Source organism: Acinetobacter sp. I-MWF (assembly GCF_025433935.1).
In the GTDB taxonomy this organism is placed as follows: domain Bacteria; phylum Pseudomonadota; class Gammaproteobacteria; order Pseudomonadales; family Moraxellaceae; genus Acinetobacter; species Acinetobacter guillouiae.
On the sequence record NZ_JAMBAR010000001.1, the window covers coordinates 2978813 to 2992135 of the forward strand.

13 protein-coding genes are annotated in these 13323 nt (G+C 38.4%); 1 reads left to right on the plus strand and 12 read right to left on the minus strand.

From position 1 onward, the window contains the following. From M2R48_RS13830 to M2R48_RS13860, 7 genes are all read right to left on the minus strand, one after another. The coding region (locus M2R48_RS13830) for a molecular chaperone (RefSeq protein ID WP_315972857.1) at positions 1–710 on the minus strand (710 nt) is incomplete at its 3' end. A gap of 19 nt (positions 711–729) precedes the next feature. After that, positions 730–1386 (minus strand): spore coat U domain-containing protein, encoded by a 657-nt coding sequence (locus tag M2R48_RS13835; protein WP_262086474.1) that lies wholly within the window; start codon positions 1384–1386, stop codon positions 730–732. A gap of 11 nt (positions 1387–1397) precedes the next feature. Next, positions 1398–1952: a spore coat protein U domain-containing protein gene (locus M2R48_RS13840; RefSeq protein WP_209827154.1), complete on the minus strand. Its 555-nt coding sequence runs from the start codon at positions 1950–1952 to the stop codon at positions 1398–1400. Positions 1953–2012: 60 nt separating this feature from the next. Then, entirely contained in the window at positions 2013–2549 is a 537-nt protein-coding gene (locus M2R48_RS13845; protein WP_096734693.1) for a spore coat U domain-containing protein, read from the minus strand. A gap of 914 nt (positions 2550–3463) precedes the next feature. Beyond that, positions 3464–3799, minus strand: coding sequence for a hypothetical protein (locus M2R48_RS13850; RefSeq protein WP_262086475.1), 336 nt, complete (start codon positions 3797–3799; stop codon positions 3464–3466). A 539-nt stretch (positions 3800–4338) separates the two neighbouring features. Beyond that, positions 4339–6174: a DUF1302 domain-containing protein gene (locus M2R48_RS13855; RefSeq protein WP_262086476.1), complete on the minus strand. Its 1836-nt coding sequence runs from the start codon at positions 6172–6174 to the stop codon at positions 4339–4341. A gap of 196 nt (positions 6175–6370) precedes the next feature. After that, positions 6371–6961, minus strand: a complete 591-nt coding sequence (locus tag M2R48_RS13860; RefSeq protein WP_262086477.1) for an RBBP9/YdeN family alpha/beta hydrolase — start codon at positions 6959–6961, stop codon at positions 6371–6373. A 646-nt stretch (positions 6962–7607) separates the two neighbouring features. Here M2R48_RS13860 and M2R48_RS13865 point away from each other — a divergent pair. Next, complete coding sequence (locus M2R48_RS13865; protein WP_262086478.1) at positions 7608–8639, plus strand: AraC family transcriptional regulator; 1032 nt, start codon at positions 7608–7610, stop codon at positions 8637–8639. A 131-nt stretch (positions 8640–8770) separates the two neighbouring features. Here M2R48_RS13865 and M2R48_RS13870 read toward each other — a convergent pair whose 3' ends face one another. The 5 genes from M2R48_RS13870 to M2R48_RS13890 form a co-directional block, all read right to left on the minus strand. Continuing rightward, entirely contained in the window at positions 8771–9781 is a 1011-nt protein-coding gene (locus M2R48_RS13870) for a YeiH family protein (RefSeq protein WP_262086479.1), read from the minus strand. Next, entirely contained in the window at positions 9774–10103 is a 330-nt protein-coding gene (locus M2R48_RS13875; RefSeq protein WP_262086480.1) for a Rieske (2Fe-2S) protein, read from the minus strand. The genes M2R48_RS13870 and M2R48_RS13875 overlap by 8 nt, the downstream gene beginning before the upstream one ends. Next, positions 10100–10753, minus strand: a complete 654-nt coding sequence (locus M2R48_RS13880; protein ID WP_262086481.1) for a DsbA family oxidoreductase — start codon at positions 10751–10753, stop codon at positions 10100–10102. The genes M2R48_RS13875 and M2R48_RS13880 overlap by 4 nt, the downstream gene beginning before the upstream one ends. Beyond that, positions 10753–12096, minus strand: a complete 1344-nt coding sequence (locus tag M2R48_RS13885; protein WP_262086482.1) for an MFS transporter — start codon at positions 12094–12096, stop codon at positions 10753–10755. Before M2R48_RS13885 ends, M2R48_RS13880 begins: the two co-directional genes overlap by 1 nt. Positions 12097–12214: 118 nt before the next feature. Continuing rightward, complete coding sequence (locus M2R48_RS13890) at positions 12215–13267, minus strand: 3-keto-5-aminohexanoate cleavage protein (RefSeq protein WP_262086483.1); 1053 nt, start codon at positions 13265–13267, stop codon at positions 12215–12217. Positions 13268–13323: the final 56 nt, after the last annotated feature.

Genomic DNA, 13323 nt, shown 5'->3' on the forward strand with positions numbered 1-13323 from the left:
TTGAGTAGTTTGTTGTCTAAATCAAACTTCATGGTGCTGTTTGCCAACACATAACCAAAGGCGGTTTTGCCAAAAGCCATTTGCTCTGAAGTCGGAGTTAATTTAATTCCCGAAAGTCGTGAAAATTTTGAACCGGTATTTTTAATATAAAGTTCAGGTTTGCCCTGTTCATTATTCTTGACCCACCAACTTAATATCGGTTTAGCCAAAGGATTTTTAGTATTGGCTTTTTGTGAAACTTCAGTTAAACCACTGCCAAGTCCTTTGCCATAGCTAAACAAAGGAATCGAATAACGCATCTGAAAGCTGACTGTCGATGTTTCTTTATCCGTTTCTGGATTCACTTTGATGGGTAATTCATCGACAATAATTCGATAGGCCAGTTCTTTTGCATCAGGTACAGCAGCCGAGCGGGTTAAACGCAACATATGCTTTTCACCTGCCTTGATCTTTGCCACGGGTGGACTCGGAATAACTTCAGTTTGTTCCGCATAAGCATCTTGCTGATGATTCTGATCCCATTTAAATACCCGAATCTGTACCATGGCATCAGAGTTACCGGTATTTTGTAGCCATACCGCAGTGGCTTTTTCGTTTTCTTCAATTTTGGGATAGATTGGCCAGATTAAAAAAGTGGCCTGTGCAAATACTGGTGAAGTGACCATCAATATCGCGGCCGCAGAGAAAGTCCTGCCCGACCATATTTTCATTTTATTTAAGCTCATAGAATCACCATGTAATCGTAATTGCGACCGTGTCTTTATACAGGCCTGCTGATCGTGGTTGATTGTTATTATTCAAGTCTGCAACGCCGTAAACTGCAAAACCCAGTAAGGTATTCAAAGTAGTGGTTGGTGTCAGTGAGTAAGTACTGCCACTGGCATATTCACCTTGCAAACTACTGTCCTGATAAAGCTGATAAGGTACAAACTCATTCTGCTGGGCATGTTTCATCCGTCGAAAGTTATTTGAAAAGTGATCACCACCATTCAACATTGTCAGTGAGTAAGTACTGCCACTGGCATATTCACCTTGCAAACTACTGTCCTGATAAAGCTGATAAGGTACAAACTCATTCTGCTGGGCATGTTTCATCCGTCGAAAGTTATTTGAAAAGTGATCACCACCATTCAACATCACCTTTACCGGTAGCCGTGCAGTACACTGAATATTCCAGCTTTGCGCAGTATTGATGACGGATCCTTTTAATTGCCCCTGTGCCACAACAGGATGACGACCAAAATCAAGTAACTGTTCGACATTGCTGAGTTTGCACCCATTTTCAATGGTCGCCTGCACTTTAAAACTTGCCGAAGTTACAGGATCAACAGCAAACCCACTTTGAACAATCGAAATCAGCAGAACACTTAAACCTATTTTTTTCATGATTTTGTTCTTTAAAATTCAATGGTAATTGGAATAGTGTCGGTATATTGTCCAAGCGAGACTGACCGACCATTATTAACAGTTTGCCCCATGAGATTAAGCGTTTGCGGCTGACCATTATTGGTCAAAGTAATGATTTGATTGGGCCTTAACGCTTCGCGAGCAGTTCCATATAAGATGTTGTAGGCAAGGAAATCTGTGCCATTACTGATTGCACGAAAATAATTTGCGCCAAAAGGTGCTGGTACCTTGCTGTCATGTTGCCCCGCACCAAAGGTAACTTTTATTGGGGCATTGCCAGGGCATTGAATGGTCAAACCTGATGTAGAACCCTGACTTAAACTGGTCTCTATCACCTGATTAAATGCAGCTGTGGTTTCTCCGAAATCCAGCTGTCCAAAATTCAAGCCATTTGTTCCGTTATTCACGGTCTCATTGTTGATCTTGCAGGATGGCTCTAGTTCAAGTTGAATATTTAACTTAGCGCCCAACTGCCCAGCACTGGTGAGTGACGATACAATGCTACAAAGTAGCAATCCAACGCATTGTTTAAGTAACAGGTGCATACGTTCCTCCTAAAAACAGGCCTGTTAAACAACAAACCTGTTCACTGTTACGTATACTGATTAGAAATTAACAGTCACCAATAAAGTGTCTGTATAATCACCCTGTGCTTTTGCAGTGCCGTTGTTTGCAGCAATTGCACCAAAGATTGGAACTTCTTGAGCTACACCTGCCGCAGCAGTGAAAGTCTGAGCTGTATTAATGACATATGGATTGGTACGTGCTGCATCACGGTAGACGTTATAATTCACAGTATCCGCAGCAGTCGTATTTTTAAGGCTACGATCAGCACGTACACCACCATCAATTGCAACAGTAAAGTCAACAGGGTTTGCACCGTCACATTCCACAGCAAGATGACCACCTGTCGCTGAAGAAGCAACTTGTCCAGTCAAAACGTTTGACCACTGACCAGAAGTTTTACCGAAATCTAATGTACCAAATTGGTTCATATTTCCAGTAACAGTAGAACCCTCAACAGTACAACCCGTTGAAACATTCAGCTTGACATCAACTTGACCAGTAACAGCGGCTTGTGTAGTCGCGATATAACCTGTGCTTAACAATGCAGTTAGTGTTAGTTTTGTAAAAATATTCATATTAATTCCCATGATTTGTATTATTCGTTAACTTTTACACGAGAAGTGTGAAAGTTTTTACATAATCACATGTGATGAATAAGTGTTCAACAAATCAACGAATAACCAACACAAAACCACTATAATTAATTGTATTTATTTAAATTTTTATTGGAAATGTAGAATTAAATTAATAATATATTTAAAACACTAAAAAATACATTTCACTTGATAATTTAACAAAGAAAAAAATGGAATTAACTTAATTTTCGTTTAAATAACATCAAACTAAATATGCCAATCTAATGACTAAAAACTTCGCTTAGGCAATATCGTATTTTATCTTGATCAAGCTCCATAACAACAAAATTAAACCCTATATTTCAAAATTTTACTTGATAAAATTTATGTTCCATAGATTAAACTAAACTCAATATGACAAAGATAAAATTAAATATTTTTTATTCTTTATAAAATTACAATTTTTTAAAATGTTTTATCGACTCATCTAAATTTTAAATTTTGCCTAAAAATTTAGAATCGCCTTTTATATTTAATTATTCACTTCATAATTTTTTATAGATCTCATTTCAATCAATTAATCTAAGATATGATGATTAATTCATAAACTCTAATTTTAAATAAACTCGTGATAACAACGTAACCATGATCAATACCCCAAATTAATCTTTTACAATCATTGCTCACAATGGCTTTGTATTGGTAGATTAATCACCATGAGGCTGTAAACTAGTGGAGAGGACTTTATTAAAAATATGATTTAATCAATAAAAATTAACACTTAGCAGTTATTTTATCCATTCATCAAAAATAAAAAAAATCCCATTCGTTCTGGGGTGAAGAATGGGATACGTTATGACACTTTAACATGTCGACCGAAAATCGTGAATCTCTGTATACAGTTTGGATCATGACTAAATATGAAAAGTATTTCCGCTTGGTTTAAGAACATCTCGTTCTTTAACTCTTAAACAAATGCATTGATCAAATGTAGCAATTGCATCACGAATAAATTCAGCTTCCATTTTATCTACATGCAAATGGCTTTCTTTATGAACTTCTTCAAACAATGCTTTTAAATCGTACTGATCATCACTTAAGCATGTCATCTTAAAATTACTCAATTCAGCGTCAATATCTAAACGTATTAATTCGATAAAATGCTGACGTGAAGCATAGCTATTTTCACTATAAAAAAAATGAGTGCTTTCATCTATGCTTTTATGAAACACCATTTCATAAATTTTCATTATTTATTTATATCCAACATTCATATTTCTATCATTCAATCTATCTGTAAGGAACCTTTATGCTATATCCAGATAATGTGCTTTTTTTATCACTACTTATTCTATTTTGCAAACTTACACATCATTTTTATTCACAATTAAATACATAATTCACAAAAAATATACTTTAAAAATAAATATTTAAATTTAAATAATTTTTAAAAACCAACTTTTAAATAGAATGCAAATATTATAATTTAATACATATTTCATGTAATTTATCACCAAACAATAGATGCAATTTTTGGTCAATTGAACAGGTCATATTTATAGTGATAATAAAGCCTATGCCCTTCAATATCCTTAGCAGCTCCAATAACATCAATATTGATAAGATTGAATAATTTAATACCATAAACAACAGAAAAGTCAGTTTTTTGCCAAAGCTGTATAAGCATTTTATGTATAAATAAATTAAATATTTATTATTAAAAGATGTGTTTTATGTTGGATGCCAAGCGTTCCAATAAACATGGCATCCTATTTCCAATTTCTAAATGTTAAAAATTAGCTTTTAATACCAACGAAGCAAAATCTCGGTCATCGAGTGTACTAAAATCATTCGAGCCAAAAAAATTGGTATATCCAAGTTCAGCTGTATACTTTTGCTGATAACTCACTGAAATAGTGGTTGCAATACTCATTTGACCTTCTTGAAAGTTTTGGCTAAATCCTGCTATATCATGGCGAAAGATTACACTTGGTATGATGACGGTCGCAGGTAAAATATCTTGATAACTTAAAGCCCCTCGTAAACGATAGCCATATGACCATTGCGTAAAAAAACCATCCCGATTACAAAAGCGCTCATTCATACGATCAATCACATCATTTGCAAGATGTGCGGTGCCATAAGGCGTACATTTATATTCACCTGTTTCAGGATTATAAGCACCAGATGAAAGCTCACTCCGCCCAAATGCACCGACCCGTCCAAAACGATGATTACCAATATCTGCAATATGATTCACTGCAAACTCTGCCGCCCAATTCAATGCGTTTGCACCCAATATATTGTTTAAACGATCACTCGCACCCAGTGAAAATTGGGTTACAGGCGTTCTTACATAACCTTGTAGATATTGCCCAAATTCAGCCGCAACTCCTGGAGGTGTAAGGGGCGTATCTTTGTCTAAAACTTGGGCATAGACAATATCTGTTCCATTTAATTGTAAGGGCTGATTGGGTTTATGCGTTAATTCGCTAAAAACAGCAGTTGTCCCTACTTTTCCTGCTAGGCTTAATCCATACATTTTAATATTTTCTGGATAAATTGAAAAAAATCGAGCTGTATTAAAATATGCAGGCCCTGATGCAGTTACCGCTGTACCATCAAAATTGGCATTGCGACTGTGATAGTTCGCAAAATATGCGCCAAGCTCAGCATTATTCCAACGAGGTAAAGTTTGCTTTAAAGCAAAACCATATTGCCCACTATTCTTGGCATATCGACTTTCTGCACGCGGAATATAGGTCTGTGCATTTAAAGCACTTTCAGATAACTTATCCCCTGGTGTAACGGTCAAAATAATCGGGCCACAATTTTCTGGAACAAAGTCAGAAATCGCAAAAAACGTCCCACACCCGTCCACGACAGAAGGTCTAAACTTAAACTGATAAAAACCGTCCAGTTTTAGATTTGGCGTTATTCCAACCTCAAATGAAAACATTTCGACAGGAATTATTCGCTCTTTTGCCTCTCCTCCCGGCCGATTGATTGCAGCATAATCCAATGCACTGACTGAATTTATACCATTTTGGAAAAACTGCGATTTCCCCCAATTTAAAGTATGTTTGCCTAATTTTAGACTGGCATTTTGACCATTTTCTAAAGCAAAATTTTTCCAGATATAGGCATCCCAAAGATCAATGCCCTTAAATTTGGCTAATCTAGGCCACGCAGAATCATCAAAGGCTCTTAAATCTCCACGACCAGTTTCATAAGCATGGTCATACCAATATTTAGTGCTGAGTACTGCCCCCTGTTGTTGTCCTTTTAAACGAAATTCAGTCAACCCTTTTATAATTTGGGAAATATTATCGTTTTGACTAAAGTTCACATGGCCATCGTCGCCATTCACATCAACGCTTAAACCGTCTTTTCCGATATGATTTGCATCAGGTTTATACACCAACTGATTTGAAGCATCTTGAGTACTCCAATTTGCACCTAGGCTGAGCATGGAACTGGTTTCAAATTTCCAATCCTCATTGATCTCAACACTTGTTGCAGACACTTTTGAAATACTTAAGCACAGCACTAAACAGACACTCAGCTTTTGAGTGAAAATAATCGTGTGTTTTGCATTATTGCTACATCTCACATTTTGCATCATTCGATCTCCATATCGATATGATTTAATTCGATTTAACTCCATAAATAGCCATATTGACTATTTTGAAATATGCATGATTTTTTAATTGTTTAATCTGTTATGAATACTGCTAACCAATGAGCAATGCTGTCTTAAAACGGCGGGTAAATTGAACCAAGTCAGTTCTCAATAAATTCCGCTATATAAAGTCTAAGCACTAAGCGATACATATCGAGTCATCCACTTGGTCTAATTGTTGAATTAATTGTTCAGCTTGTGCCCAGTACCCATATCCAGCAGCAGGATTAAGATGCCCCACTTCACCTAAACTCACCAATTGACTGCCCCATGTTTTTGCCATAGTCCTAACAGCCTCGTAACTGGCTAAATGGTCATTTGTACTTGCGACCACAATGCTTGGAAAAGGCAAAATCTTGTCAGGTAAAGGATCCCATCCTTGCTGTTTTAGCATTGCAGAACTTGGATAGTTTTCAGGCCATTTGGCCGATAAATCGGGTGGTGTCACCAACAAAGCCCCTTGAATATTCTGTTGATACAGAGCTGCCCAGTGAGCGGTCATTAATACCCCTGCGCTATGGGCAACTAAAATCACAGGACCATCAATTTCTTCAAGTTGCGCTTGGATCGCTTTAACTCTTTTTATGCAGTTGAGTTTATCTGTTTCTAATGCTGGGACAGAGCGTACCTTGACCAGCCTTTGCTCCAATAAGGTTTGCCAATCTTCAGCAACATGGTCACGTAAACCAGGAACAATTAAAACGGTTGCCTTTGTCTGTATTTTTTCCATTGATCTACCTTTAATTTTGAGTGAATGAATGAAGATGAATTCTATAAATTGCTTATTCACAATACGGTTTAGTTGATTTTGGTGATATACATTTGATGACAACCTCTTTTCATTTGATGACAAATAACTGCTCCAATACAGCATTCGAGCATGTATCAAAAAAACACATAAGAAATTGATTTAATTATTTTATTTTAAATTTCACTGATTTTTCATTAAAGTTTTGAATATGATTGATGAAATGAGTGAGATTGCTTTAACCAATGCCAACTTTAATAATGGGGCCGTGTTTCAGAAAGGATCCGTTGAAACCATAAAAAAGTGAACTACGAGGGAATTAAAATGAATCAAATTTGGAGAATAGCTGTGCCATTGGCATGTCTTTTCACAGCCAACTTACTCTTATATGACTGTTGTTTACTCCATAAAGTGCAGTCCTTTTAAAACACTCTTCTTTGTTAAACAAATTTGATACTCTATTTCTATGGTCTCAAGGTGTAATGAATTGAGATACTTCTTAAGAAATTTTGATAAAATTATTGAGATTAGACATACGCAAAAACTTTTTATAAATGCGTATTGGTAAAGTCTTCAAACAATGATGTATTGACCAGGATGGTTAATAAAAAAACAAGGAGAAAGTAAATTGGTTCCTCTTGCACATACAGCGGTACTCAAAAATTATCTGGATGTAAGCCGACAATTAGACCTTAATCCATACCATTTATTATCTGATGCTGGAATTTATTCTGCTCAATTAAATGATTCAAAACAACGCATTTCCGTCGACAAAGTCATGACACTATTAGAGCAATCTGCTCAAATCAGTGGTTGTGAAGTGTTTGGTCTACATATGGCCGAACAACGTCAAATTGCTGATTTTGGTGAGCTAAGTTTATTATTAAGCTATCAACAGACGTTACGTGATGCCTTAAAAACAATTGTAAGATACCGAAATATCATCAATAACGCGCTTGAAATATATATCGAGGAAGTTGGCAAAACGGTGATTATTCGGGTAGAAGTGATTTCTGCTTCAGCAAAGTATAGCCGTCAAGCAATTGAATTGGCTTTGGGGATTACCCATCGTTTTTGTGCTGCATTATTAGCTCAAAAATGGCATCCATTAAGTATTCATTTTACCCACGATGCACCAAAAGACTTAACAGTGCATCAACGTGTCTTTGGGAGTTCACTTGAATTCGGTAGCGAGTTTAATGGTATTGTCTGCTCATCATCAGAACTTGATAAAATCAATCCTCAAGCAAATACAGCAATGGCAAACCATGCACAACGCTATCTCGATATTGACATCTTACAAAAAGACAATGAGTCATCACTTATTTTTGATATCCGTAAAAGTATCTATCTGCTTTTACCGATGGGGCGTGCCACAATTGATCAAGTCGCGCAGACCCATGAAGTCAATGTCAGAACGCTGCAACGGCGTCTGGAAGCTGCACATACAAATTTTAGTGAATTAATGAATGATGTCCGCAGAAATTTGGTATTTCGCTATTTAAAAAATATCAATTATTCACTGGCACAAGTTTCAGATATTCTCGGTTACTCTATGCCGAGCTCTTTTACGCGATGGTTTATTGGTCAATTTGGTATAACACCCAATGCTTGGCGTACCCACAATAAGGCTGAGATCATTGATGAACATACGATATAAATTCAATCACGGTACGACTAACTTGGTATTAACATCAAAACAAGAATAAGAAAAGCCACTTAAAACAAAAGTTTTGCGCAGACCACCTTTAAGGTTGTACTTTGCAAAACTTTTATTAAATCAAAGCCCGACTAAAATAACCAATGCATCAGGCTGAGTACTAACAATACCAGAAAAACGCTTTCTCCAATCATCAGCAGAATCGGTTTAATGCCCACCGCCGCTAACTCTTTTAATTGTGTTTTCATTCCTAGCGCACTAATCGAAATAATCAGACACCAACGAGATAATTCATTCATTCCAGTTTGAACAACTGTAGGTACCCATCCAGTACTATTTATACAAGCAAGAATTAAAAATCCTACTGCAAACCAGGGCAATAATGGCGGTCTTTTACTCGTAGAGGGTACGCCTTGCATACGGGTAATCATGGCTGCACAGATGATGACAGGTAAAAGCATCGCAACTCGCATCAATTTCACCACTGTTGCAGTATCGCCTGTTTCTGTAGACATGCTATAACCTGCCCCCACCACTTGGGCGACATCATGGATGGTTGCACCTAAAAAAATCCCTGCATGTTGTGGAGTCAATTCTAACCATCGCGCAATCATGGGATAAACAATCATTGCTAAAGTTGAAAGTGCAGATACTCCAATGACGGTGAATAAAGTTGCTTTTTCTTTTTGTGGATGACTGGGTAAAGCCGCAGACAAGGCCAATGCTGCGGAAGCCCCGCAGATCGCTGTCGCGCCGCCAGTCAGCATACCGAAAAATTTATTAAACCCGAGCACTTTTGCTGCGATGACTGAAGCAAGAATGGTAATGACAACTAATGAAATGACCAAAACAACGGGCTGCCAACCTAGCGCAGTCATTTGCTCAAGGGTAATTCGCATTCCGAGTAAGGCGATCCCAAAACGCAGTACTTCTCGCGCAGTAAATTCGATACCCGCTTTACACTTGCCTTCTGTTGCAAGAAAGTTCACACCCATCCCGAGCAACAAAGCAAATAACATCACTGGCGCACCATAATGCTCAGATAAAAAGCAGGCCGCAGCGGCAACCACAGTACTGACAATAAATCCGGGCATAAGCGCACTTAGCCGTGGCTGCCAAGCCATAGAATCTAATTTACTCATCTAGCGCTGCTCCACAATCCAAACCAATAAAAACATTTTCGCCAATCACTTCTACTGGGTATGATTGAACTTGTAGCTGTGTTGAATTGAGTAAATAACCATTTGCCAAGTCAAAACGTAAACCATGTGCGCAACATTGAATTACCTTGCCTTCTAATTTCCCATTGAGTAGTGAAGCACCCTGATGTGGGCAACTGTCATTAATCGCATAAAATTGTTCGGCAATATTAAATAAAATTAGGGATCGATCACCGATCATCAAAAAGGATCGATTGCCTAAAGTTGGGATTTTTTCTTGAGGAACTTGAAAACGCAAGCTCATACCATTTGTCCTTGTACTTGAAGCGTATCCTGCATTGCTTGATAAAGTGCACTTGCAGGTTGTGCCCCAGCCATTGCAAAACTTCCATCAAAAACAAAATACGCTACTCCTTTACCCCCTGTATCTGCTGAGATAAAAGGAACGAATGGTTTTGCTAAAATACCTTCAACCACCTCATCCGCAAAACCGCAATACATGGCTATTTTCTGCAATGTTGCTAACTCGCCTATATTTTCCGAATGATGAAAATAGGCTGTGAATAGCGCATCTAAAAATCGCTCACTTTGATCTGAGTGATATACTTTTGAAATATTTGCAAAAAAATGATGTGCCATAGCTGTGTTTGGCATACGGCGAATTCGATCAAAATCAATATCGACATTGACCGCCTTCGCGGCTTGACGAACTTGAGTTTGGCGCATTCGAACGGCTGTGGAACTGCCTAATCTTTGTAAATAAAAGGCATCAAAAGGAACACCCACCAGCGGAATATGGGGTAAAAGCTGTACACCACGCCACTGGATATTGACCACAACATCTGGATCACTTTGTTTTAATTTTTGAATCGCAGTCTGTAAATGACGTTTTCCAATCAAACACCAAGGACAGATAAAATCAAAAAAAACTTCAATATTCATTTTACGCGTCATTACTGATTACCCAAATTGCATGACTGTGTTTGTCCTGTTTGACCTTGTCGTACTGATTGTGCATTAAATTTTTTAATATCATGGGCATAATGGCGTTTTGCATAGAAGAATACGGCAGCAGCCACAATGCTCATCAGAGGCATCAATTGAAAAGCATGGTGTAAACCAATCACGTCAGATAGCTTTCCAATCACTAAAGGTCCTAAAGCCAAGCCGAGAAAATTATTCGCCAAAGTTAATGTTGCAAATGCTGTGCTATGTACAGAATGATGTGTCAGGTTGGCAACCATTGCGCTGGATGGTCCATTGGTACCCAATGCGATAAACATCCCAATACAAATCATGATCAATTGAGCATTTCCGACAGACATGGCAAAAGCGATGGATAGCAACACACAACCGATCAAACAAAATGCAATCGCCAAACTAACTTTTCGGTCTGGTCGATCTCGTCCTAAACGATCACATAACATCCCACATAAAATCGTGCCAACGGCACTACTGAGTACAACCATTGCCGCGACCAGCCCCGCTTTATCTGTACCTAATCCGTAATATCGATTGAGATAACTGGGAAGCCAAACGATGACTGTGCCACCCACAAACAATTGCAAACCACTGCCAATATAAGTGGCGATCACAGACCGACTTGAATAAATCGATCGTAAAGGACTTTCCAATCTATCCTGTTTCTGTTGGGTCTTAATTTTGCCTTGAACGGTTCCTATCTTGTTTTCTTTAACCACAATAGGATATAAAAATGCCAGAATCAGCCCAAAGACGGCCATTCCACCAAATGCCCAACGCCAGCCAAAATGTTCAGCCATAACACCGCCTAAAGCCATGCCTAAGAATGAGCCAAACACACCACCTGCCATAAAAGCACTTGCTAAAGTTGCACGCATATCACGAGGGAAAACCGATACAACAACAGCAATCCCGACACTGCCATAAGCAGCTTCGCCAACACCCACCATAAATCGGGCAATAAACATATGTTGATAACTTTCAGCAATTGCACAGCCTAAGGTTGCCATACTCCACAACACAGCCATCAAAGTTAAGCTTTTTACTTTGCCAAAACGATCTGCCAAGATCGACAAAGGTAAAGTTAATAAACCCACCATCAAGGCCACAATCCCACTTAATAATCCAAGTTGGCTGTCTGTCAAAGCCCATTCACTTTTGATCAGTGGGAATACTGCATTTAAGACTTGCCGTGACATATAGTCAGAAATCAACAAACCAAATGTCAGTGCAAAAACCAACCATGCATATTTACGTGGAATGCCAACCGAAGTATCTACACCGTCCGCAGGACTTGAATATTGATGCGCATCCATACGTTCTCCTTGTGTTTTTATAATTTCTCATTCATTTTTTTGATGACTACGCGACTTCACAGTAACGTAATCATCCTTTTCTCACTGTTTTAATCAAAAATCCTTTTGGCTCAAAACATTATTTAAGCTGTGGAACACCCTTTTGACCTGCTTTACGATTGGGCGCCATACCATTTTCCAACAAAGTTTCTTCAATCGTGTCGTATTGCACGCCAATACGATAAATTTCACGTGCTTCTTTACCTGATGCGACTTCACGACCTAATTCATGGGCAATACGCACGGTCTGTTGAATTTGCTGTACTGAAGAAAAACGCTGACCTTGATGATCGATAATGGTGTCTTCATTTCCGACACGTGCATGTAAGCCCATCGCCATTGACATGGTGTTAAACGGCAAAACATTTTTAAGTAAAGACTCTGAAGTTAAAGTACAACCATCAGGTACGCGATGAATAAAATTAAAGAAGTTAAAAGGATTTGGCCCATCAAAACCACCACCAATTCCAATCCAGGTTAGATTCAACGGACCTTTATACAGCCCTTTACGCACCATACGTTCCAGCGTTTCTAAACCATGCATCCCAGTTAATTGGAAATGCGGTTGAATGCCATTTTCAGTTAAACGCTTTAAATGCTCTGCAACCCAAGCTGGACCTGCGGGTACTGTCATTTCTGCATAAGCTGCCTGAATTGCTGGATGTGCCAAAGAAGTGCCTTCTAAATATTCAGGATATAGCAACTCCATAATATTCATTTGAGTGGTATTGATCGCCACGGTTACTTGGTCTGGTTTTGGCATTAATTCGGCCAACATATGACGCGTATCATCGCTTAACCAAATTGCAGCTTCACCTTCACTTTCTGGGGCAAAAGAAATTGATCCACCCACTTGAATGATCATATCAGGCACCGCTTCGCGCACACCAGCAATGAGTTCATTAAACTTAGACAGACGTTTCGAACCTTTCCCATCCAGCTCTCGAACATGCAAATGGAGGACTGAAGCACCTGCTTCATAGCACTCTACCGCTTTTTGAATTTGCTCTTGCATGGTCACTGGGATATCTTCAGGAAAATCCTCAGGCATCCATTCAGGTCCATAAGGCGCTACCGTAATCACCACTTTGTCCATGTTTTCAGGGTGCAATGAATCATCAAAGAATTGCATAAACATCTCCATATGTATTTTAAAATTAGGGTTTAGATAAAATCGTTAACTGCTAC